Annotated in this window: 1 protein-coding gene (running past both ends of the window); it reads left to right on the plus strand. The window is 69.1% G+C overall.

The whole window is internal to a zeta toxin family protein gene (locus AB0H83_RS22050; protein ID WP_360096864.1) on the plus strand: the coding sequence, 55,662 nt in all, runs 25,231 nt past the left edge and 4,002 nt past the right edge, and what appears here is coding positions 25,232–51,660 — codons 8,411 (partial) to 17,220 (complete); the first complete codon in view begins at nt 3. Both the start codon and the stop codon lie outside the window.

Here is a 26,429-nt window from a genome sequence, read left to right on the forward strand (position 1 = left end):
AGAACCTGATGGCGTTCTACTTCCTTGGCGACGGCGAGCGGTTGATCAGCTCGTTCACGGTCGCGATGCTCGGCTCGCCCGAGGCGCCGCTGTCGGTGCGGGCGATGCGCGACGCCGTCGGGCGGCTGGGTTCGGCCCCGCCGGCGGCCCGGCACGGCTTGAGCGTGCAGGTGTTCCTCGACCCGCGGGACGCGGCGTCGGCGGAGGTGGCGGGCCTGTTGCGCCAGCCCGGCGCCGACGTGGTGACGGTGAACAGCCCCGCTTCGTCGGCGTTGGCCGTGTCGTCGTCGCGGGATGGTTCGGGCCGGCCGGAGGACCTGGACCTCATGAGCGAGCTGGGCGACCTGTCCGGTGCGGACATGAGCGATGCCGGTTTGCCCAGGCTACCGACCGTCGAGGGAGCGGTGGAGCTCGCGTCGGTTCCGCCAGGATGGCGGCCGGCCTCGATCCAGGTCCGGCTTCCGGTCGGCGGCCAATGGGTGCCGCGGCGGTTGCCGGGACGTATGCGCGAGGACGGATCGGAGTTCGTCTCGGTGCGCGAGGCCACCGGGGTGGAGTCGACCTGGCGCTGGTCGGCGCCGCGCGGCCGGTGGGTGCTGGCGCACAGCGGCACGGGCTCGCCCTCGGGGCCGGGTCAGTCCGACCTGAACAGCGGGGTGGGCGGTGGCTCCCACCCGGACGGTTCGGTGGCCGGGGCATCGGGCTGGGTGGGTTCGTTGCGCGGTGGCGCGGGCCGGCCGGAGGACCTGGACCTCACGAGCGACCTTGGCGATCCGTCCGATGCGGACATGTCCGATGGGTCGGGGAGTGAGTTAAGTTCTCCGCCGGATACGGAGATGGCCGATGAGGACGCGGAGTCGGTGTCGCTGGCTGGGCCGGCACCGGCAGCCGACCACCATATCCGTGCGCTGCTGCGGCTGCCGGTGGGTGCGACGGTCGAGGCGCACCACCGTTCCGAGGCGGAGGTGCTGGCCGGAGCATTCCGTGCGGGTGCGACGGCGGCGGGTGTGACGCCGACGCAGGTGTTGGCGGTGGCCGATGCGCTGCACGCGCCGGGGACGGGGTCACCGGCGGCGTCGCCGTCGGCGGCGGCGATGGCGACGCGAGGCTGGCTGGTGCGCCGCGCTCGTGGGGTGGCGGGGCTGGCGGTGCAGTTGTACGGGCCGCAGGTGCGGCCGACCCCTGATGGGCTGCGGATCGTCCGGCGTCTCTATGACGTGTTGGAGATCGGTGGGTTGACGCGGGACCGGGCGGGGTTGGCGGCGCTGGCGGCCCGGGTCCTCGGCATTGATGAGGCGGCGTACACGGACGCTCACGGCCGGCGGCTGCTGGACTTGGTCCACCAGGCGACGGTGCCCGGGAGTGCGCTGACGGAGGAGTCGGTCGCCCAGGCTGGGGTTGCGTCGGAGGCGATGCGCCACCTCGCGGGAGAGCTGTCGCTGACGGCGGAGCAGCAGCGGCAGTTGTTGGTGGAGCTGTTGACGCCGCGTGCGCGGGAGAAGGATCAGTTCCTCGCGGTAGCGATGATCATGAATGCCGACGATGTGACGCTGGCGCAGCTGCTGGCACCGGCCGACGTGCGCGGGGCGGTGCTGGACGGCGTGCGGCTGCCGCACGTGCGACCGGTGCTGGAGCGGGTCATCAGCGCCCGGGTGGATCGTGGGATGGACGCCCTGTTGTCTGGTGGCCTGGTCGTTGTGCATGGGCAGCCGGCGGGGCGGTTCACGCCCGACATGCTCGACGATTTCGACACCGACACCGACATCGACTTCGACACGTTGTTCGCGTTGCCGGGGGTGGAGAAGCTCAAGGCGTTCCGGTACCTGCTGGCCCGGCAGTTGGAGGGGGCCCCGCCGGTAGCCCCGCGCACACCCGAGGAGTTGCGCGAGGACGCGCTGCTGCTGCGGCTGATGCGTGAGGTGACCCACCGCTTCGCCAGCATCGGCGGGACCGCGATGGCGCGAGCGGTCGTCGACACTCCGCCGATGGCCGTCGCCGAAGCCATGGACCGGGCCATCGGCCGCAAGCCGGCCCAGCCCGCCGTGGACACCCGCGCGTTCGTGGAGACGCTGCCCGGTCACCCCGAGCCGTATGGCGTACGCCTGCGCGAGGAACTCGGGAAGGAGCTGGCCAGCCGTGCCTCGCGGCTGAGCGAACGTCGGCCGGAGCATCGAGTTCCGGAGCGCCTGATCAGTTGGGACCGGGTCAACGAGATCGTCAACATGGCCCGGGAGGCCAACAACGCGGCGTTTGCGCCGTACAGCCGCCTCGACACCCCGTACGTCGGCGGCACCGGCTCGCCCGACGACACCCTCGTCGACATCTGGGAGTACTACGAGCCCAAGATGCAGACGCCCGAGGGCGTCAGAGAGGTCGCGAAGGAGTTCCTCCACCACATCATTCAGAACCTCGCCGTCAACAGCGAGCACGGGGCCCGCTTGGATCTGGTCACCTTCGCCAATCACGAGTCGCAGATCGCGCGCGACGTGATCGACGAGCAGCTCAACGACGTGGAGCTGGCTCGGAACTGGGCCGAGGCCATGCGCAACTGGGGCGGATCGACGCTGGGGGGCCAGGTGATCCTGGTGGACCGTTGGGTCAGCGGCGCCCACGGCAGGCGCAGGTCGGAGGAGTCTCTCTTCAACACCGCGCTCCACGAAGACGTGCACGTCCGGGAGCCCGAGGGCTACGACGTTTTCGTCCGAGCGTTCGCCCGTCATGTCAGTGATCGGGTGCTCGAGGAGGGCGTGCCAACCGTCCTGCACGAGCTGAGCTATTGGCAGCTCCGCGCCGACGACAGGCGGTGGGCGCAGGTACTGACGAGCCTCGGCGTGTGGACGTGGCAGGTGCGGTCGTATAAGCCGATGCAAATTGACGCTTGGCGCTACGCCGAGTATGTCAACGCGCTTCGCCTGCTCCAGCTGGTCGGGCCCACGAACCTTATGAAGTTCTACTTCCTGATGGACAGCGATGGGCTCGCCAGCTCGCTGACGGTCGCGATGCTCGGCTCGCCCGAGGCGCCGCTGTCGATGCGGGCGATGCGGGAGGCCGTCCAGCGGTTGAGTTCGGCACCGCCGTCGGCCCGCCGGGCACTGAGCGTGCAGGTGTTCCTCAGCCCGCAGGACGCGGCGTCGGCGGAGGTGGCGGGTCTGTTGCGCCAGTCCGGCGCGGACGTGGTGACGGTGAACAGTCCGGCCCCGTCGGCGTTGCCGGCGTCATCGGAGCCGGTGCTGTCGTTGCGCGGTGGCGCGGGCCGGCCGGACGACCTGGACCTCAGCGAGCTCGACGAGGTGTCCGATGTGGACATGAGCGACGAGTCGAACAGTGCGCTGAGTGATCCGCCGGATGTGGGGTTGCGGTCGGCTGATCCTGAGGTGGTGCGGTGGGCGTGGCGGGTTGGTCGGGAGGTGCGGTTCGGGGCGTCGGGTCGGTCGGCGGCGTTGGTGGAGATGGCGCAGTGGGCGGCGGGTTTGTTGGGGATGCGGCCGGTGGGGGTGGTGCCGGGGTTTGATGGGGTGGTTGGGTTTGATCGGGTGGCTGGTGTGGTGCGGGTGCCGGTGTCGGGGTCGTGGCGGAGTTTGTGGTTGTCGTTGATGGTGGGGATGGCGCAGGCGGAGGCGTGGCGTCGTTTCGGGGTGGTGCCGGAGGCTGGGCAGTTCGCGTCGTTGGCGGAGGTGGTCGAGGCGCAGGTGGATGTGGATCCGGTGGTGCCGTTGGCGTCGCTGTTGGCGTCGATCACGGTCGAGTCCGTTGTGGATGGGGCCCGGGTTCGTGGTGAGGTGTTCGGTTGGTTCACCGATGGTGGGCATTTCATTCAGGTCGATCCGGTGTCGGTGCAGCGGGTCGGCCGGTACTGGCGTGATCCGTCGGGCGATTGGCGGCCCGCGTTGGCGGGCGGCGCGCCGTTGCCGGCGCCGGCGGTGTCGTTGGTCGCGGATTCGTTTGCGGAGCACTATTCGGATCTGATGCGGGGTTCGGCGCCGCGGTTGATGGTGAGTCGGGATGTGGTGCGGGCGTTGGTTGGTGAGGTGGCGGGTCTGGGTGAGGATGGCCGAGCGGTGTCGCGTGTCGATGCGGTGTTGGCCAAGGACATGGTCGCCTCGGCGCTGCGGGAACTCGGGTGGCTCTGGTGGCGGAAGCCGAAGCCGGAGGAGCCGGCGCCGCCGGTGCGTCGGGGGAAGCGGCAGCGTCTGGCGAGTTTCATGGCCGAGTTGCGGTTGTCAGGTCGGCCGGGGTCGGGGTCAGGTGGCGAGGCGAGTTCCTCCGCCGGGGTCGGTTCTTCGGTCGGGGTGGGTGAGCCGGAGCGGGCGTTGGCGTTCGTGCACGACCTGTTGGTGGCGGCGGCGGTCCAGCCGGTTCGGGAGCGGGTGGGGTCGGATGGTGTGCCGATCGGTGAGGTGATCGCGCCGGTGAGCCCGGCGGTGGTGGTGCGGGTCTTGCTGCAGATGGTCGATTCGCGTTTGGCGCGCCGGGATCCGTTGGCGGATCCAGCGCTGAGTTTCCTGAACTATGACCCCACTGAGCCGGTGGTGGTGCGGTGGGCGCGGTTGCGTTTGTTGAATCTGAGCCCCGAGGTGGGCTCTTTGGTGGCCGGCGATCCCCTGTTCACTCGGTTGTTGGCTCGTCCGGATCTGTTGCGTGAGGAGTTGTTCCTGCCTGGTCACCGTCCATGGTGGACGGTCTATGTGCCGGGTTCGGTCGGGGCGCTTGTGTTGGGCCGGGTGATGGTCGATCGGGCGGCGCGGGAGTTGGCGGTGGATGTGGCGGCGGCGAGGCAGCGGCTGACACTGGTTGAGCGATCGGTGGAGGAGGCGATGGCGCAGCGCGGGGCGGCGAGCGCCGCGGCGCTGGCCCGGGCGGTTGATGAGTGGGACGGGGTGGTTGATCCGGCTTGGCCTTCGCGCGGGTTGTCCGACTTGCCGATCGGAGCGCGGCTCCATGCGAGTTGGTGGTTGGCCGATGATGTGAACTTGGGGTCGTTGTGGAGACTCGCCGTCGATGAGGGCGGCGTGTGGATGTACAACGTGGACGGTGCGCCGGTGGTGTTCCTGCGGGCCGAGCCCACCGGCGGGGAGACCTTCGTGGCCACTGTGGGGCCAGGACGGGCCGGTGTGCCGCTGGTGTTCGGCGAGGTGGGGCAGTTCCTGGCCCAGCACGGCGTGGATCACATGAGGGTGCGGGGTCTGGCGTGGCGTGGGGTCAGGCTGACAGCTCCTGTGCTGATTCAGTTGTTGTCGCGGTACCGGGCGGGCGATCCGGCGGCAGCGCTGACGGTGCAGGACATGCGGGTGTTCCTCGCCTTCAGCCCGGCTGATCAAGCGGAGCAGATGGCCGCGGCGCGCGTTGGGTTGGTGCAGCTCACTGATGACGCGGAACTGACTTGGCTGTGGCAGTCGGAAACGGTGCGGCGAGCATTGCGGGAGGTTGCCGGGGTTCCGCGGGTGGGGTCGTGGTTGACCGAGGTGCTGGCGCAGCGGTTCGACGATGGTGTCGCGGCGTTGGACCGGCCCGACGCGGTCGCGCACGGGGCGCCGAGACAGTTGTTTGACGCGCAGAGGGTGACGGAGTCGCTGGCCCGGACCGGTCCTGAGGAGTTGGCGCAGGCGCCGATGCCCGCCGTGTTGGCTGAGTTGCTGGCGTTGCCCTTGCGGCAGCGTGCGTTGGCGGCGACGTGGCTGGCCAGCCACGTGGAGTCGCGTTCGCTCGCGATTGATTCCAAGGTCCTTACGACCGTGTTGTACCGCTTGTATGCCGACCAGGTTCAGCACGCGCCGCCGTGGAACCTGGCAGAGGCGGTGGCGATGCGGCCCTCACCGGGACGATGGAAACTTCTCGCCCAGGCGCTCGCACCTGAGCTCTCCGTCACCTCGTCGACGCCGGCCGGCTCGCGCTGGACGGACGAGCAGTACCGGCAAGGGCTGCGCACCGCCTTCCGCCAACATATTGATGAGGAATTTCAGGACTTCGTCGTTGGCAGAGGTGAGAAGGAGCACGCGGAACTGTCGGAGCCGTTCACGTTGTTGCATGCGGAGCGGATCGCGCATCTCGTCGCCGAACAGATCGACCAGGTGTTCGGTCGGCTGGCCCGAGCACCTCGCCTGGTGGCCGATCGTCCCGGCAAGCCCGGCGACCTGCGCGACAGGTTTGTTGTCTACGGAGAGAAGAACGCGAAACTGGTCCGTGACGAACCGGGACGCGGTCCAGACCAGCCCCAGGCCAGGCGCGGCACTGCCCGGTGGGCGGCAAAGGAAAGAATGCTGAAAGTTCTGGCCGGCGGGTACCTCCCGGAGATGGCGTACGATCAGCTGCCGAAGTTCGACGCAATGAGGCTCCCGACCAACCGCGCGGGGCGGATCGCGGCGGAGGTCATCGACGAAATCCTGGACGAACCCGGCCGGATCGATCAGCTGCTTGCGATCGGTCGGGGTAGGACCGGGGGTCACCTCCCCGGCACGGGTGAAATCGTCATTCAAGTCTTCCCGGCCGGGCAGACCGACGTCGCAAAACAGTGGACGTTGGTGAATCTGTCTGCGACCTTGGGCCACGAGATCTTCCACAAGATGGAGCACCCTGGCTACAGGGCGGGAGTCGACGCACACTTCCCTTTCGGGACGACGGAGTACAACACCTTGATCGAGGGTGTGGTGTCGGCGTGGACCCGCTTGTGGTGGCACGTGGTCGCACCGCAGCTGAGGGAGACGGAGGTGTCCGACCCGGGCCATCCGCGGGCGATCGTCGAGGGCCCCTTCTCGTCCTTGCCGCCACACCCTGAGTTGGACAGCGTCGTGGCCGATTACCCGTCGATTGCCCAGGCGCGGCGGCTGATGCTCATGGTGGGGTTGCCCAGCACGCTGGTGGCCTTCTTCCATGGCCGGTTCGACCTGATGATGTCGAGGCTGGCCGTGGTGTTGGCGGGTTCGCCGGTCAACCCGTTGACCACCGCCGACTTGGTGACGGTGGTGGACCGGTTGGCCGCGCTGCCTCCGGTTGAACGTGAGTCGTTGTATGTCAACGTCTATATGGATGGCGTCGAGGAGCGGGATGTCGCGGCGGTGCTGTCGCGGCCGGGGGCGGAGACGGTCTCGCTGTTCACACCGGCCCGGCCCGTCGACGACCTGAGCGTGCCCGAGGTGCCGGTACCTCAGGCCGCCGGCATCGAGCCGCGGGTCGTCGAGCTGGACGAGTCGGTGCCCGCCGACGCGCAGCCTCCGCTGGTGCCGGTCCCGAGCCTGCTCGGGCTCGCGGCGCCGTCCACGACCGACCCGGACGGCTCGGTGCTGTCCGACGGCTCGGTGTTCTCCGACACCTCGGTGGCGCCGGAGCCGACGTGGCTCGGGCAGTTGCGGCTGGCGGAGGACGAGGTCGCGCGCTGGGCGCGCGAGGTTGGCTCGGTGGTGCGGTTCGACGCGCGCAGTCCACTGGACGCCTTGGTCGAGGCGGCGGAGTGGATCTCCGGGTTGGCTCAGATCCTGCCGGTCCGGGTCCGGACCGCGATGGAGGGTGGGGCGCGGTCCGATCTGTTGGACCGGTCGGTGTGGGTGCCCGTGGGGCCGTGGCGCACCGCCTGGTCGCACCTGATGCGCGGTCTGGTGGCAATCGAGGCGTCGGATCGCCTGGGGTTCGTGCCGGACGAGGCGGAGCTGGCAGCGGCGGGCGATCGGGTGCTGGCGGCGGCGGGTTCGGGTGGTCCGACGGTGCCGTTGCGGTCGTTGCTGACGACGATCACGGTTGAGTCCTTTGTGGATGGTGCGCGGGTTCCGGGGGAGGTGCCGGGCTGGTTCACCCACGCCGACCACTTCACCGGGGTCGATCCGGAGTCCGTCGCGGTGGTCGGCCGGTACCGGCGGGATCCGTCGGGCCGGTGGCTGCCGGTGCTCGCCGGCGGGATGCCGGATGGGTCCGAGACGTCAAGCATCGACGGCGATGACCCGGAGGGTGAGTCGTCGGGGTCGGTCGGCCCGAATGGGGCGGCGGACGTCGCCAGCATCGGCATCAGCGAGTTGGTGTCCGTGAATCCGGGAACGGACAGCTGGTACTCCAATGGTCTCGATTGGCGGATGTATCCGACAGGGTCGTGGGGGCCAGGTGGCCCGCGCCTGAACCTGTATCGGACGGCGGATGGGCGTTTCATGCTGACCGATCCAGGGACGGCCGAGCCGGTGGGCGGCGGATGGCTGCGCGCATTGCCCGGTACCAGACGCCATGCTGCCGGCCGCAACTGGCTCGAGAGGGGGGACTCCGTCGATGTGGACCGCATCGGTCCAGGCGAGCAGCAGGAACAGTCCACAGCCAACGACGTAGGAAGGGTCTTTTGGCAGGGCGCCGTCCTTCTAGTGGTCGCACCCAGCAGCCAGACCGTGTGGCTGCGGTGGCACGAGGAGCGGGGCCGTCTTGCCGTCATCGATCGGACTGGAAGTGTACATAACGTCATCGATGTCGACCTGGTTGAGCACGGGCCTTGGCTGGTGCATCCCTGGTATCAGGTGTCGATCGTTCGAGGCGGGACGATCGGGTTCGCGCAGGCGCGAGGTGTGCGGATCTTCCTTCCGGTCCGGGCTGGGGACGTCCTCGTTGAATCTCGCGGCGACGGATGGGTGCGGGTCGTGGATTCTGGCGGCCAACTGTTGGTACTGCGGCGTCGGGAGAGGCTGCTCGCCGGGGAGCCACTGCTCGACGGCGAGGTGGCACCGGTGGTGCGGTCGGACGCGCCAGGGCGGCGTGACCAGATTGAGGTCGACCGTGACGGCTACGTCGATACCCCTGTCGGCCGCTTCTTGATCGGTGCGGCCTATGCCGGCCGTCAGCTTCATGTCCTGGATGAGGGTGGTTATGGGCGCGTCTTCGACCCGCAGGCCGGCGGATTGGTGCTGTCCGAAATAGTCACAAACGTCAATGTGATCGATTGGTCGGCCTGGGGCCCGGTCGTTGACGTCACGGCCATCGACATCAGCGAGTTGATGCCAAGGGAGACGGGGTCGAGAGAGTGGGAATGGTCCGGTTTCGACGAGACGTCGTTGCCGGCACGGATACCGTGGCGGGTCGGCTTGCGCATGAACCTGGCTCATCGGCGCGACGGATGGTTCATGCTGACCGATGCGGCGACGGCCGAGCCGCTGGCTGGAGGATGGCTCCCGCGTCTCGCTAGTGACGAGCGACGAGTACGGACTCGGGAGTGGCTGCAAACGTACACACCGGACGAAATGGAGAACGCCGGTCCGGGCGAGCGACAGATGCTGGTCACCGCCGACGACGCTGGGAACATCCGATGGCCCTTCGGCACGGTCCAACTGCCGCGGTACAGCGGTGCGACTCTGGTGGTCCGGTGGCATGAGCAGTTCCATCGAATGGTGATCATCGGTCAAAGCGGATACGTCGTGCACAGAGGGGAATTCAACCGTATCGAGCACGGTCCGTGGCCGGTCCATCCCTGGTACCGGGTGTCGGTGGCGCCGAGGGGGACGATCGGGTTTGCGGGGGCGCATGGGGTGCGGATCTTCGTCCGGGTCCGGGACGGCCAGGTTCTCGTGGAATCTCGGCCCGACGGTTGGGTGCGGGTCGTCGATGAGCGTGGCGGGCTGTTGGTGTTGCGGCGCCGGGACCGGTTGATCGCTGGGGAGCCGTTGCTCGGCGATGAGGCTGCGCCAGTGGTGGGGCCGGACGCCGTCGGGCAAGGTGAGGTCGTCGAGGTTGACGAGAACGGATATGCCGACACCCCGGATGGTCCGGTGTTGGTCGGGGCGTTCTATTACGGCCGTCCGGTGCTGATGCTGCGTGAGGGTGATCGTCGGGTCTTGTTCGATGCGCGGGCCGGCGGGCTGATACTGGCGGAACTGGTCCCGAACACGGCTGACGCCGTGAGTCCGGCTGACGCCGTGAGTCCGGTCGGCAACACCGGAGCGTCGTCGCCACCCGCAGTGCCTACGGAGCGCAATGCGGGCAACGACGGCGTGGCTCCGGCAGTCACCGCGTCGATCGTTCGACCAGGGGTGCAGGTCGACAGCGTTGGGCAGTCGACGGCAGAGTCCTCGGGTGGGAGGGCCGTCATTTCTCCAATTGAGCATTGGGATGCCCTTCTTGGGAATCCCGGTTTCGACTGGCAAACCACCGGCCAGGTCGCTCGTGAGTTCTGGCGCTCGTGGGTACTTGTTCAGCGTGATGGTCAGCCGTGGATATGGCTTCGGCAGCGATCCCGGTTCGCATTGGAATCGGTCGAAAGGGTTGTTCCTGATGTCGGGCCGCCCGGCGTGGTGCCGGATGGGGCGCCGGTGCTGGTCGTCGGTGTGCGGCGGCCCGATCGCCTGACCCCGGATGGTGTGTTGTGGGGCGTCTTCGACACATTCGGCGGTGCCCAGTGGGCGCCTGAGGTCTTCGTGGTGGTCCACGGCTATGGGCAGCTGGACTCGACGGTGGTGGCCGTGTACCGGCACGGTGACGGCCTGTGGCTGAGGGAACTCGACGGATTGTTGGGCCCGGACGTGGTCAGTGCCGCGGCCGCCGTGGATTGGTCGCGGGCCGGTATCGACGGCTGGCGAAGGCTGGCCGGGGTCTTGGAGACCGCCGTGTCGGCGGTCGGCACGCGGGAGCAGCCGGGTCCGGCGTTGCAACAGTGGCGTGCCGACCTGGCGGCGCTGGCCGGGGTCGCTCCGGAGACATGGTTGGGGGATGCGCGGCAGCGGGTGGAGCAGCTGGCGGAGTTGGGGTGGCGGTTGGCCGAGGTGCGCCGCGCGCTGTGGCTGGGCGCGCTGGTGCGATGGGCGGGCGAAGCGCCGGCGCGGCACCTGGTGGCGGTGATGAGTCTCGGCCGGCCGGCCGACGAGCTGCTGGCGCAGATTCGGACGGCGCTTGATGGGTTGGGGCTGTGGTCGGACGGCATGCCGGTGCCCGATTCGGTCGTCAACCTCTTGACGACGGTGGCGTTGGTCGATTTCGCGCTGCACACGGATCTGGTCGGTCCCGACATTTTGCAACCTCCGGGTCGGCGCCTGGCCGACTGGTTGCCGGGTATCGATTTCATGACGTTGGAGGATGAGAACTTCTCGGCGTACTGGCCGAGCAGTCGGGTGGGCGCACTGCTCGGGGTCGCCGCTGACGGGCCGGACCCGCGAGCGTTGCGGCGTGCTTTGGGCGAGGCGGCGCCGCCGCGGGGTCTGCGGCCCGACCTGGATTCGACGACGGCGGAGGAGGTGTCCGCCGCGGCGAGCGCGTTCCTGATCGGGCAGCGCGTGGTCGAGGATCAGATCGCCGCTCGACGCGATGATCGGCCCTGGGCTGTTGAGTCCGGTTCCGGGCGTGAGACCGATGGGTGGGAGTACGCGACCGGGCAGGTCGCATTGGCCGCCGGGGTGCAGGCGGCCCCGGGGCTGCCTCGGTGGTTGCGGCTGGGCGGTGCGCTCGGCGTGGGCGCGCTGTGTTTGACGGACACCTTGGCTCAATTGTTGGTTCGGGCGCGACCTTCTCAGTATCAGCTCCTGGAATTCGCGCCGCAGCGGGCCGAGAACTTCCTGAATGTGGTCGAGGAGATGCTTGATCCGGATCACGCGTTGGTCGTTCAGTTGCGATCCGGCCAGGGTGGTGAGATCTACGAGCCGGGATTCCTCGACGCGTTCCTGGCCAACTTCGGGGTCCGGGTTCAGGTCATCGAGTTCCGGCGTGGGCTGTGGTTCCCGCATCAGGTCCAGGGTGAGAGTGGACCGCTGTTGTTGGTGGCGTATTCGCCCGGCCACTGGGCGCCGTTGTTCGTGACGGACCAGAACGCTCGCCTGTCGCTCGATGGGCGGCCAGCCGATGGGCTGTCAGCCGATGGGTCGTCAGCCGATGGGCCGCCAGTCGACGGGGCCACCCCCGCTGACGGCAGTGCGGCGGACGGGCTGGTGGCTGACTGGACGCTGGTGATGTATGGGTCGGGCGGGCGGGCGCATGCGGATCGGACGGATCGACTGGGCCATGTGGAGCAACGGTTGGAGCGACTTCCGGCCGAGCGGCAGGGCGAGTTGGCCGCGATGGGGGCGGAGTTGGCCGAGCGTGCGCAGCACTACATGACCTCGGTCAGGTCGTTGCGCATGCGCATGGGGCCGGAGGCGCAGGGTCACACCCCGGCCGCCGTCCAGGCGGCGGAGCGGTTCTTCCGTGCGTTGCCCCCGGAGTCGCGACCGCGGGTTGCCGCCCAAATCCAGCAGCTCGCCGAAGCGGCGGCCGCGTTGGAGGCCAGCCTGGCCACGCTGGAAGGCGAAGTGCCCGCCGAAAATGTCGAGCCGGTGTTGGCGCAGCGGGGCCGGGATATCGGGGCGCAGCTGGATTCGGTGCCACGGACTCCCCGCCACTTCTTTGGTCTCGGTGCTCTGGAGGACTTGGCGACAAATTCGGACGGCCTGTTGCAGGTCGATGACATCACGATCCGATTGCCGGATTGGGTGCAGCAGCGGGAGGGGTTGAGTCTGTACCTGTCTCGTTCGGAGATCAATCAGTTCATGGTGATCCTTCCGGAGACGGCTGAGCCGGTGGTTGGCGGGACGCTTCCGCCGTTGCCGGACTCGGCCCGTCGGTTCACTGCCGAGGCCTGGCTGCGGAGGTTCGCCAGGGTCGACGTGAACGATGTCGGTCGGGGTGCGCGGCAGGAGCAGGTCGCGGTCGGGCGCGGGGGCGCAGTGGTGACGCCGGTCGGCAACGTCATCCGAGTTGACGGTCGTCTTGCCGGGTCGGTGGTGTGGGTGCGGTGGCACGAGGAATTCAACCGGGTGGCGGTCATCGCGACGAACGGTGAGGTGTTGGCGGTCGAGAGCTTCTCTCGTGTTGAGAATGGGCCGTGGCCGGTGCACCTCCGGTATCGGGTGCGGACGGTCACCGGCGCGACGATCGGGTTCGCGGGGGAGCGCGGCCGGCGGATCTTCGTAGGTGTCCACCACCGCGAGGTGTTGGTCGAGTCCCGGGGTGACGGTCGGGTACAGGTCACCGATGCTCTCGGCCGTTCGATCGTGTTGCGGCTTCGGGACAGGTTGATGGCTGGGCTGCCATTGCTCAACGACGAGGTGGCGCCGACTGTGGGGGAGGACGTCGTGGCGCGGGGGGAGAGCGTCACGGTTGACGAGGACGGGTACGCGGGTACCCCGGATGGTCGGGTGTTGGTTGGGGCGTTCTATCACGGCCGTTCGGTGCTGACGGTGCTGGAGGGTGGGCACCGGATCGTGTTCGATCCGGAGGCCGGTGGGCTGGTGCTGGCCGAACTGGTCGTGGCGCAGGCCGTGGGCGCGAGCCGGGCCGCCGACGAGACGACGTCGGGCACCACCGAGCAGGACACGTGGGTGATCGATCCGGTGGGATGGGAGGCACGGTCATGGTCCCCGCCGCAGATGGGTCCTTTTAGGACGTCCCCGCCGCAGATGGATCCTTATGGGACTGATAGGAGCCCTGCCCCAGGTGCGTTCCAGACGATCACCGATCGTGACCGAACCGATGCGGGGCGCTACTATCGGAGTCCGGCACCGTTCCCCCCGGATGAGCCGCTGGACGTAGAGGGCATCGGAATCGACCAGATTGAAACCGTGGTGACCCGGGCGGACGGTCGGTTCGTGCTGGATGGCGTCGTCATGTTGCCGCCGGATGACACGTGGTCGGGGCCGGGGATCGCGCTGACCGTGTCTCGTTGGGAGCGGCACGGTTGGTTCGTCGTGACCCGGGCGGAGACGGCGCAGCCCGTGATGGGCGGCACGTTGCGCCCGTGGCGTCGCTCCGACCGTTGGCGCGCCGCGATGCAGACGCTCGGACTGATGCCTGACGAGGACTGGTTGCGGGCGGGGCAGACGGTCGACGTGGACGTCGTTCCTCCGGGCGTGGAACAGCGACCGGTCACTGTCGACGGCACTGGGTTGGTCGAGTGGCGTGGTCATGCCATCCAGGTGCCGAGCGGGGAGCCCACGGTGTATCTGCGGTGGCACGAGGAACTGGGTCGGGTCGCGATCATCGACCCGGCGGGAACCGTGGTCCAGGTTCAGGACTTCCACCGGCTGGTGCCCGGGCCGTGGCTGGTGCATCCGTGGTACGGGGTCCGGGTCGCGCGGGGCGGGACGATCACCGCCGCCGTGGCGCCGGGCGTCCAGATCCATGTACCGGCTCGGGTGGGCGCTCTGGTCTTTGTGGAGACCGGGGTTGAATCCTGGATACGGGTTGTCGACAGGGACGGGCGGGAGCTCGTGTCGCGGCGGCGTGACGGGGTGCTCCATGACCAGCGACTGCGGGCCGGCGAGGTGGCACCGATGGTGGGGCTGCTGCGGGAGGTCGACGACCGAGTCGTCGGCTATGTGGACAGCCCTGAGCTCGACCACCGAGGCGTGCACCTGATCGTCGATCAGGACGGCTATGTGGACACCCCTGAGGGCCGGGTTCTGATTGGCGCGTCGTATAGCCGGGGGTCAGTTGGTGCGATGTATGAGGGTGCTCGTCTGATCATCTTTAATCTATCCCATGGCCTGATCCTGGCGGAGCTTGATGCGGGGTCGGCCATGTCGCGTGAAGTCGTGAACGTCCCGGATCTCGGCATCGGGGAGTTGGAGGCAGTGCTGACCGGTCCGGATGGTGGGTTGTCCATTGATGGCGTGGAGGTGCCCTTGCCGCCGGGGACGGTGTTGGGCGAGGGGCTGAGTCTGAATCTGTCTCGTACGGATGACGGGGAGTTCGTGGCGACCCATCCGGAGACGGCCGCGCCGGTGGTTTCGGGATACCTGCCGGTGCCGGATTCTCTCGATGCGGGCAATGTGATTGGGCAGAGGTTTGACCTGGACGATTATGTTCCGTTCGAGCAGGAACAGGTAAGGGTCGACGGCTCGGGCGTCGTCAGATGGAGCGACGGCCATCTCCGGATTCCCGATCTGGCCAATGAAGAAGTATGGGTGAGGTGGAGTGTAAGTAACCGTTTGGTTTTTGTCCTTGACGCTGACGGAGTGGTTCTGGGCGTTCGTGAATTCCCCGTCTTCGATGAGTTCCCGATGTTCTTGCATTCGTGGTATCGGGTGCCGGTGGCGTCGGGGGGGACGATCGGGTTCGCGGAAGCGTCCGGTGTGCGGATCTTCGCTCGGATTCCGGCGGGTGAGGTGTTCATTGAGTCTCGGCGCGATGGCTTGGTGCGGGTGGTCGATGTGGATGGTGGGCTCCTGACGTTGCGGCGTCGGGATCGGTTGTTGAGTGGGGAGCCGTTGCTGGATGAAGAGGTGGCGCTGACCGTGGCGCCGCAGGATGTGGGCCGGGGTGTGGACGTCGAGGTCGACTCCGCGGGTTACGTCGATACGCCTGACGGTCGGGTATTGGTCGGTGCGGTCTATCACGGCCGTCCGGGTCGGGTCCGGATGCTGAATGACGAAGGCGTCCGGGTGTTGTTCGACCCGGAGGCGAGCGGGTTGGTGTTGGCCCAGCTCGTCACGAGCCGGGGCGCCGACATCCGTGCCGCGTCATCGGATGGGCGGGATGACCCAGCCACCTGGTCACTCGATGGGACTGGTGGTGGCGAGGCTCCGCGAGTGTCGCTGGCCGCGCTGGCCACCGCGGGGTTGCGGATGCCGGCCGAGTACGAGGGATTGCCGTTCGGCCCCTGGTCTTTCGCGCCGGTGGCGCCCGGGGGGACGGTCGAACTCGCGGGGGCGCCTGGTGTCCGGATGTTCGTGGGGGCCGAGACGCTGGAGGCCTTCGTCCGGGACAACAACGGCTGGGTCCGGGTCGTGAACAGGACGGAAGAGTTGGTGTTGCGGCGTCGCGACAGGCTGGTCGCTGGGGAGTCGTTGCTCGGTGACGAGGTGGCGCCGACGGTGGGGGCGGACGCTGTGGCGCGGGGGGAGAGCGTCACGGTTGACGAGGACGGGTATTCGGATACCCCGGATGGTCGGGTGTTGGTCGGGGCGTTCTATCACGACCGTCCGGTGCTGATGTTGCGTGAGAACGGCCGTCTGGTGGTGTTCGATCCGCGGGCTGGTGGGCTGGTGCTGGCGGAGCTGGTCGCGACCCAGGCCGTTGTCACGAGTCAGGCTGATGTCTCGGACCCGGTTGATGTCGCGAGCCAGGCCGAGGGCGCGGCTGGCGTCTCGGACCCGGACGGTGTGGCGAGTCCGGCCGGTGGTGCTGCCACGCGGTCGGGGGTTGATGGTCATGGTTATGGGTTCACGGTGTTCCCGGGTGGTGTGGCGGCGTTTGAGTCCGACGGGGTGGTGGCGGATTCGCTGGTGGGGTTGGCGGTGCCGGGTGTGTTCACGGTGGTGGTGGATCTGAACGCGGGTGGTCTGCCGGTGTTGTCGCGGCGGGGCCTGAGTGTCGCGGCGGCGCTGGATCCGGTGTTGGCGTTCGTGTCGCGGCATGTGCCGGTCGAGGCTGGTGGGTTGCCGGTGCGGGTGGTGTCGCGGCAGGGCAGCGTGACCAGGCCGCTGCAGGTACTGACCGACCGGGTCAATCAGCAACGGGAGACAGCGGATCCGTCCGGTGGGACGGATCTGCGGTTGCGCGGTGGTGAGTTGTCGCGGTTCGACCTGGACTCGGCGGATCTCTGGTCCAATGACGGCTCGGACGTGTCTGATGACACGCAGTCTTCGCTGGTGCCGGTTCCGGAGTGGCTGGAGTCGTTGCGGTTGGGGGATGTGGGGGTGGCGCGGTGGGCGCGTCGGGTTGGTTCGGTGGTGCGGTTTGGTGCGGTGAGTCCGTTGGATGCGTTGGTTGAGGCGGCGGAGTGGATCGCTGGGTTGGCTGGGATGCCGCCGGTGCGGGTGCGTACTGCGTTGGAGGGTGGGGCGCGGTTTGATGTGGGGGATCGGTCGGTGTGGGTGCCGGTGGGGTCGTGGCGGGTTGCGTGGCCGGATCTGATGCGGGGTTTGGTGGCGGCTGAGGCGTCGTACCGGTTCGGGGTTGTGCCGGAGGCGGCGGAGTTGGGGGTGGCGGCGGATCGGGTGCTGGAGGTGGCGTCGTCGGGTGAGCCGGGGGTGTCGTTGCGGTCGTTGTTGGCCTCGTTGCCGGATGAGTCTGTTGTGGACGGGGTTCGGGGTGGGGTCCCGGGTTGGTTCAGCGATGCGGAGCATTTCACGCAGGTCGACCCGGATTCGGTCGCGGTGGTGGGCCGCTATTGGCGGGATTCGTCGGGTCAGTGGCGACCGGTCCTGGCCGGTGGGGTGCCTGGTGTGCGGGGGCTGTTGTCGATGGCGGCGGCGGTGGGTTTCCTCGGTCAGCTGGTTCCGTTGGCGGGTATGTCGGAGGCGTCTACGGCGGTGGCCGGGCCGCGGGTGGTGGCGAACTATCTGGCGCAGTTCGATCCGGCTCGGCCGGATCGGTATGTGTCGCCAGTGCATGTGGTCGGCGCGGCCACCGATGTGGTGGTGGGTCCGGCCCGGTTGGCTGGTGATGGGCGTGGTCTGCTGATCAGTGCCGCGGATCCGGAGCAGCCGGCCTACCGGCAGATGTGGTCGGACCTGGCCACGCTGCAGCGTGAGGGCACGCGGGTGCTGGTCAAGCTGGAGGGTTTCCGCACGTTCCGGCGGCTGGATCGGGACTTCGAGCAGTTCTATCCGATGGTGGAGGATCTGGTCCGCCGGCACGGGTTGGACGGGGTCGATCTCGACGCCGGCCCGCAGACGCCGGTCGCCGTGGTAGAGCGGTTGATCCGGGCGTTGCGGGCATCGTTCGGGGACGAGTTCGTGGTGAGCGTGTCGTTCTCGTCGAGCGAGTTGGACGCGCCGGATCGGGCGGGGATGGACGTGACCCGGCTGGTGGCCACCACCGGGCAGGCGATCTCGTGGTTGACGATGAGGCTGACGCCGCAGGACCGGCAGCGGTCCCTGGCGGAGGTCTACCAGACGCGCCTGCGCCAGGCGGGCGTAACGCCGGATCGGCTGGTGCTCGATGTCGCCACCAGCGACCCCGCCGCCACGGTCGCGGGCGCGCCGGCGCGGGTGCCGCTGGCCGAATTGGAGGAGCAGGTCGCCCAGTTGCGCAGCGCCTTCCCAGACCTGGGGGGCGTGGCCGGCACCGACTACGCGCTCGCGCTCCACGACCCGACCATGTTGGAGCTGCTCGGCGAGATGCCGTCGTGGATCTGGTTCCGCCGGGTGCACGCCATGCTGAACCCGTCGCGCATGCTGGCCCCTGAGGTACCCGTGCCGTTCGGGCACACGACCGCGCCCTTCAGCGGTCGGGCCCGCGCGCTTCTCCGGGCGACGACCGGTCTCCTCGCGATGGAGTACCCCGACGGCAGCATCGCCACCGGTTCGGCGGTGGTCGTCGACAGCCCGTCAGGGGACCTGGCGTTGACCGCCGCGCACAACATCTACGACCCCGAGCACGGCGGGTACGCGAGAAGCGTGTTCTTCTCGCCCGGCCACACGCCGGACAGCACTCCGTTCGGCATCTGGCAGGCGCACACCTGGGACATAGTGGACGGCTACACGAGTTTCTCCCCGCTGGACGTCGCCGTGGTGCTGCTGCGCCCGCAGCAGGGCCGGCACATCCAGCAGGTGGTTGGTGGCGGGCAGGGCGTCGACTTCGCCGATCGCGGCCGACCGGGTCGGGAGATCCACGCGTTGGGCTACCCGGCAGGGGAGGCCCGGACCGTGGAGGGCACCCTCTACCGGGGTTCCACCGAGGTATTGTGGATCGGCAGCAGCCGTATGGTGCTTCCGGGCGACGTCAAGGAAGCGGGCGCCGGCGCCATCGAGCCCGCCACGCCGGTCTTCCTCACGTCCGGCTTCAGCGGCGGGCCGTGGCTGGCCGACGTCGACCTGCACACCGGCCGGGGCCGGATCATCACGGTAACCTCCGCAAACGTCCCCGGGGCTTTGCCCGGGGACGGCCAGCCATGGCAACGTCCGCACTCGCTCGGTGCCTATTTCGGTGAGCCGGCGCGGCGGTTGTATGAGCGGTACGCCAACGTGTCGGAGCCGCCGGAGCCGGTGGTGATCGCTAATCGGGGCGGGCAGGATGCCACGGCGACGGTCACCACCGACGACGGTATGCAGCGAGGCAGCGCGGTCGTGCCGGCCTGGCAGACGGTCACGCTGCAGGCCCAGTTGGAGGGCTGGCACAACCTGACCGTGGCCGGCCAGGTCGCGGGCCGCGACGTTGGCGAGGTGCCGGCGAACGCGTCCGATCTGGCCCAGCTGACGTTCGAGCTCACCGAGCGGGCGTTCTTCGGGTTCGAGTTCCGGGCGGTTGATTCGGCCGGTGTTCCGATTCCGGATCAGCGAGGTGATGGGTTCTGGTTGTGGAGCGCGGGTGGGGTAACCCTGCTGGCCATGGTGGGGGCTGGGGTAGCGGTGTGGCAGCGTGCTCGGCCCGCCCCGGCTCAGGTGGAGCCGGCCGCCGCGGCGCCGGTTGAGGGGGCCCAGGCTGACGCTGAACCGGCAAGCGAGCCGGCTGGGCCTGAGGTCGCCCAGGTGGATGTGCATGACGTCGTGGTCGAGGTTGGTGCCGACGGGGTGCCGGTGCTGCCGGGCCGCGAGGGTGCCGCCTCCGTCCCCGATGATGGGCAGGCGTTGGCCGAGCATGTCGCGCGGCACCGGCCGGCCGGCTGGACCGGGGTGGCGGTGCGGTTCCTGATCGATCGGGCCGTGCCGGATGCCGCAGTGGCTCGATTCCGAGAAATCAGTGCAGTGGCGGCCCAGCGCCTGGCCCAGTGGGGCCAGCTGGTGCCGGGTGCGCGTCTGGTCGAGTCGCCGCAGGCGCAGGCCGGGTCGGCTGAGGCGGGGCCGGTGGTGCAGTCGGGAGTTGACAGTCGTGGTTACGCCTACACGCTCTTCCCCGGTGGGGTGGCCGCGTATCAGGTCGATGGGGTGGCGGCCACCGCGTTGCCAGCACGGGCCGAGCCGGGCGTGTTCACGGTGGTCGTAAGTCTGAACGCGGGTGGTCGGCCGGTGTTGTCGCGACAGGGCGAGGAGATCGACGCGACGCCGGGCGCGGTGCGGGCGTTCGTGCTGCGGCACGCTTCGGCGGCGGGTGGGTCGCGGGTTCGAGTGGTGTCGTCCGAGGGCACCGGGTCCCGGCTGCTGGACCAGTTGACGGAGCGGGTCAACCGGCAGCTGGAGGCGACGGTTGGTCGGTCGCCGGGGGCGGCGGGCGGCGCCGTCCTTTCGTTGTCGCCGGTCGCCCGAGCGGCGGTGGCCCGGTTGACGGCGTCGGGCGAGTTCGCCGGGTGGTCGGTGGGTCGGATCGAGGATTCGCCGCTGGTGTTCGGTCGGCGCAACCCTGCCTTGCCGCTGCCCGGTCTGGTGTCGCCGGACGGATTGCAGGGGCGGTCGCTGGATCCGGAGACGGGCGCGGTGACCGGTAGCTGGCGCCGGACCAGCCACGGGGAGTCGTGGCTGGTCCGGCAGCTGGGCGGGGCCAGCTCACCGTCCGACGTGGACATGCACGACGTGGACAGTGAGGGCCCGGGTGAGCTGCCCGCGGCGGGGCGCCGCCGTCAGCGCGACGACTCCGCGGACGCGGCCGCGGAGGGGCGGCCGGTGCGTCGTCAGCGGCTCGGGTCGCAGCGCGGTGCGGTGCCGGTGGATGAGATTGACGACCAGGACTGGTTGGTGAGGCCGCTGCCGCGGGTCGGTCAATCGGACGGAGATATCTGGCGGACCCCGGCTCAGTTGCCGCGTGCGTCCGTGGATGAGTTGAAGAAGCAGGCGGCCCGCACTGAGTCGGGTCCCAGCCTTTATCGGGGGGTGGCGCGGGAGGTGGCGACGGGGCGGGCGCCGGTGGTGGTTGCGCCCGGGCGCGCGCCGGACTTCGACCCGGACGCGGTGGGGTTTGTCGCGATGGTCTACGGGCCGAGCCGGGTGCGACGCGGCCCGCACGACCGCTCGCCGCTCGAGCTTGCGCGGATGTATCGGGAGGCGATGGGTGGCAGCTTCGGCCGGATGCGGCTGGTGATCGGAATCAACCGGCGAAACGACCCGGCCTCGGACCTGCCGACCGTGCGGCTGGAGGAAGAGCTCGCGGTCGAGGTGGCGCAGGAGCAGGCGGCCATCGATGCCGAACTCGGCGACGAGGCCGGCGCGGTCACCGTCATTGCTCATATCGCGGAACTGCCGGTGCGCGACAGGTCCGAGGACGGTGAGTTCAATGGCCCGCTGGTTGATGCCGACTATTGGCGCTGGCGCCGCCGGCAGGGCGACTGGATCCTGCGCTATCGGTTGAACTTCCCCCACGCCGGGGTGCGGCTGGCGATCGTGGGTAGCGCGACGTTCCTCGGTTACCTGCGGCAGATGCAGCGGTCGTTCGGTGAGGTGTTCGTCCACTTCGGAGACTCCGACGTGGTGAGCCTGGCCAACCCGCGGCGCGGCAACACCCGTTCGGTGTTCGACCGGTTCACGGAGGAGATCATCGCGAGTCGGACCGGCGGTGGGCGTAGCCCGTTGGTGCGTCTGGGCGGCGCCGTGGCGTTCTCCGCCGAGGAGGTCGACGGCCCGGAGCATGTCGGCCCGCCGACGGTCGACGCCAAGTTCACCGTGCTGATGGGGGAGGCGCATCAGGTCTACTCGGGGGTACTCGCCAGAGGTAGGTACCCGCTGGCGTACCACATCGAGTCGAACACCCTCCTGAACGCGCGGTGGCTCGGCAAGCTAACTCTGCCGGACGGCCGTGTGGTGCCCGGACTGCTGCGGGCTCTGTCGCAGGAGGAGGCGCAGCGGCGTCGTGGATTCGACTCCACCTATGGCATCCACCATCGGCTGACGGAGCTGGACCTCAACACCCAGGAGGTCTCCCGGTTCCTCTCGGATCCGGCGGCTCAGATCGTGACATCGGTGCGCGGGGAGAAGCGCACCTTCCGCGAGCGCCACTTGTACGAGGTGGCCACCCCGACCGAGGACGGGGGCTGGCGGCCGAAGCTCCCCGGCCGCCTGCTCTACCAGCTGGGTCGGCTGCCGAAATCGAGCAACTTCTCATTCTCCCCGAGCCGGCTGCTGGCGCGCCTCGGGAGCCTGGTCGGCCTTGGTGACCCGCAGCGCGTGGCCAGTCTGTTCGACCCCGCGAGCCGGCCATTCGCGTTGCTCGGCCTGCCCGAGGATGTCATCGTCGAGACCCGCGAGAAGCTGGCCGCGCTGTCGAAGCTCGATCTCAGGCTCATGGAGATGCTGGCGGACGGGCTGCGTCGCCCGCTCGATGACCTGCAGGACGACCTCGCTGACTTCGCCTCGATGCCGGACCCGGAATGGATGCGCGACGAAGCGCGGTTCGGGCCGGTCGAGGAAGAGGTCGACGGCGACTCCTCCATCGAGGGTCCCGCTCCGGTCACGCGTGCGCAGCGCCGCAGCCAGCGCGACCGCGACGACGACCGCCCGGCCGGGTCTGAGACGGATGAGGTGACCGACGATCCGGATGCGGCGATGGACGGGGAGTACGACTCGTCGGACGATTCCGATTACGAGGACGACGCCGTCGACTCTGACGATGATGCCGATGAGCCCTTGGCGGTGAACCCGCGTCGCCGGGCGCCGGCGGTCTCGGCGGTGGCTGCGCCGGGATTGGGCCGTGTGCCTGCCGGTTGGTATGAGGTGTCGGTTCGAGTCTTCAGTCGGCGCTTCGCCTTTGCCGGGGCCGTGAACCTTGTGCCGAAGCGGTTGCCGCTGGCGGTGCTGGACGCGTTTGTCACTGCGCAGGGCTGGTATGTCGTGACCCATCCGGCCACCGGGGAGCCGCTGGTGTCCGGGTTGGTTCCGGGTGCCTGGGCGGTGAACGCGCAGTGGCTGCGCGTGGGGGACATGGTCGACCCGCAACTGTTGGGGCAGGACGAGGTGCAGCGGCGGGTCGAGGTCCGGGGCGCGCAGATGTTGATTCTCGGCTATCTGGTGGAGATGCCCGAGAATGTGCGGGAAGTTTTGGTGCGGCTGCATCGTGGCATCGCCCGGTTGGCGGTGATGACCACGGGCGGCGAGGTGCTCTCGGTGGTGTCGGTTGCCCGCCGGGACGCCAGGCCGGGGCGGACGGTGCATCCCCCGTATCGGGTGCAGGTGTCGTCATCGGGCCAGATCGGGCACATCAGCGATCCGCGGTTGTGGTTCTTTGTGAACCGGCCGGCGGGCACGGAGGTGATGGTCGAGTCCACGGAGGACGGCACGGTAATCGTGACCGACGTGCACGGACGGGAGGTCGCGCGTCGTCGCCTGCGAGGCCTGCAAACCGGAGCCGCGCCGCGGCCGGGTGAGGAGCTCGTCGCCACGGTGCCTGCGGATGTGGTCGCGACCGACACCGCCAACGTCGTAAACGGATATGTCGATACCGGTGACGGCTGGTTGCCGGTGGGCCGAGCCTGGCGAGATGCCGCGACGGTCGGTGTCTGGTACGACGGCGACGCTCGTGTGTACTTCGACCAGGTGACCCGGGTCGTGCTGGGCCGGAAAGAACCGCTCATGGCCACGTTCCGCCGGCCACCGGCGCCCCGTCGCGTCGCGCCCGGGCCCGGTGTCGGCTGGCAGGAGCTGAACGCGGACGGTCTGCTGAGGTTCTTCCGCGTCGACACGCTGGTCCGCGCCGGTCTGAACCGCGACGTCAAGGTTGAGCGGTTCGTCACCGACGACGGGCTGTTCCTGTTCACGCATCCACACACCGGTGAGCGGCTGCTGGCGGGGTGGCTGCCGAATACGCCGCTGACACCAGCGGAGCGGTCTCAGCTGGGTGCGGCATGGGCGGCGGCGGGACACGCCGGTGACGTGGCGGCGCGGCCGGTGGTGGGTCAGCCACCGCCACCGGTGCTGCTCGGAGACGTCGAAGGCACGACAAGGTCCGGTTTCGTAGCGATCAATCGCATCCTGCTGCAGATGCCAGGCATTGCGCCGGGTTGGCCGGTGCTGCTGAGCGAGCAGCGGGGGTGGGCGATCGTCACCAACCCGCGGACCGGTCTGGTGCAGATCGTCACCAACGTGGTGCGGCGGATCCCCGCCGGGCAACCAGTCCTGCATCCCGGGTTCGAGGAACTGGTGCTGCCGGGCGGGTCGGTCGCGGTTCCGACCGACGGCGGGTTGCGTGTGTACGTCGGCGTCGAGGACACCGCGGTCGAGCCGTACGTCATGCTGAGCACCGACCCGCAACGGTTGACCGTGCATGCCATCACGGACTACACGCCCTCGGGGCAACCGATCGCGGGTCGGTTGCTGGTCCGCGTGCGGTGGGAGGCGGTGCGCGGCGGTCCACTGCAGGACGACGATGTAGTCGCTCGCGTGCCCGAAGGGGTGCCGACGGGTTCGGCCTCGGTCGACGAAGCCGGTTACGTGGATCGGCCGGGTGGCCTGGTCCTCGTCGGCTCGGCCTGGGGCGGGGAGGAGGTCGGGACCTGGACCGACGACGACGGGGCGGTGTGGTACTTCGACCCGGCGAACCGCAGGGTACTGGCCCGCGAGTTGCCCGACCCGGTCAGCTACGCAGAGCCGCCCAAGCTGGGTTGGAAGCCCGGCCGCGACAGGCTGGCCATTGACTCGCGTCGGCCGGCTCAGCATGCGGGGAAGCGCCATCCGCTCCGCCCAGGGCTGCGCGGCGACGTCGAGATCGACCGTTTCGTCAGCCTGGACGGGTGGTACCTCCTGACGCACCCGGACACGGGAGAGCGGATCGCTTCGGGGTGGTCACCGGGTGCCCCGCTGACCAGGGCGGAGACCGCCGACCTCACCGCCCTCTGGGCGGCGGAGGGACACGTCGGGGACGTGGTGGCGCCTCCGGTGGTGGGCCAGCCCACGCCACCGGCGTTACCCGGCGACGAGGTGGTGGCGCTGGCCACGGGTCCACAGCTGTTCATAGATTCGAGCAACCTCTGGTTCCCTCCGGGACTGGCCAGGGGACGCGTCGTCATGAGCCGGCAGCGGGGATGGGCGACGATCTCTGATCCCGATACGGGTTTGGTAGCGAAGGTCATCAACGTCGCCCGCCCGGATCCACCGCACCGGCCTCTGACGCACGGGCGGTTTGCGGTTCGGGTGCTCCCGGGTGCGACGGTGGCCGTCCCGGAATCGGATGGCGCGCACGTGTTCGTGGGGCCTGACGGCCTGTCCCCCGACGACCCGTTCGTGATGATGAGGGCAAATCAGACGCACGTCACGGTGTACGCCGTCGCGGGCCGTACCAGGTCCGGGCAGCCGATTCCGGGCCCCATGCTAGCTCGGGTGTCACGGGAGTCCCTGCGTGCCAACCGGTTCACTGACGACGACGTGGTAGCGCGGGTCGATCTCCCGGCGGGTGCGCAGTCCCGTCCCGCGTTGGTGAACGGTCTGGGCTATGTGGACGCTCCCGGTGGTCTGGTGCTGGTCGGTCCGGCCCGCGCCGGCCGGGAGATCGGCGAGTGGGCGGACGGTGAGGGGACGGTCTGGTACTTCGATCCGGACAGCCGCGTGGTGCTGGCCCGGGAGGTGCCGGGCGACCCGGCCAGTTACGCGCAACCGCCCGAACGGTCGTGGACGCCCGGTCGAATCGAGAGACGTTTTTCCGTGAACCGGAGCACCAACTACGGCAGCCTGACGATCATCCTTCGGGACGGGCTGCGGTCGGATGTCCCGGTCGACCTCTTCGTGGCCGACGACGGCTTCTGGCTTATGACCCATCCCGACAACGGCGAGCGGCTCCAGTCGGGCTGGTCGTTGCGTACTCCCCTGACGGGAAGGGAGCGGGATGACCTCGTCGCAGCGGGAGCGCCGGTCGACCCCTCCGGCGACGTCGTACATCGGCCGGTCGTCGGTGAGCCGCCACCCCCGAAGATCACCGGCGAGGTAATTCAGAAAGTCTCGGGATCACAGGCGTACATCGAGCGGCTGATGCTCTGGATCTCGACAGACGAGTCTTTCGAAGGGCGGGTGCTGCTGAGCCAGCGGCGAGGCTGGGCCGCTGTCCTGCCGCCGGATGAGGATGTGGTCCTCAAGGTGATCGACGTCATTCGGGTGGACCCACTGACGCGGCCGGTGCTGCATTCACGGTTCACGGCGCGGGTCCTGCGGGGTGGCACGGTGGCAGTGCCGGCGCCGGGTGGGCTGCACGTCTTCGTGGGTGCTCAGCCCGACCCAGGGGCGAGGTTCGTGATGATGCGGACCGACGCGCAGTGGGTCAGCGTGTTCGCCATCGCGGGCGATACCCGCTCGGGCCAGCCGATCCCGGATCGGTTGCTGGTCCGGGTGTCTTGGGAGTCGCTGCGCACCCGGCAGTTCCGCGACACCGACACACTGGTAAGGGTGACCCTGCCACCAGGCGCGTCGATCGGACCGTCCATGGTGGATGGTTGGGGGTTCGTCGTCGGAGTCGGCGGCGCGGTGCTGGTCGGCCGTTACTGGTCGTACCAGGACGTCGCTGTGTGGACTGACGCGGACGGCGTGGTGTGGTACTTCGACCCAGCCACGCGAGTGGTGCTGGCCCGGGAGGTGCCGGGCGATCCGGACAGCTACGCGCGGCTGCCGGTGCCCGCGCGCGGCTTGAAGGAGACCGGGGTCGGCCAGGTCTGGGTCGGTAAG

It is taken from the genome of Dactylosporangium sp. NPDC050688, from assembly GCF_040654515.1.
In the GTDB taxonomy this organism is placed as follows: Bacteria; Actinomycetota; Actinomycetes; order Mycobacteriales; family Micromonosporaceae; genus Dactylosporangium.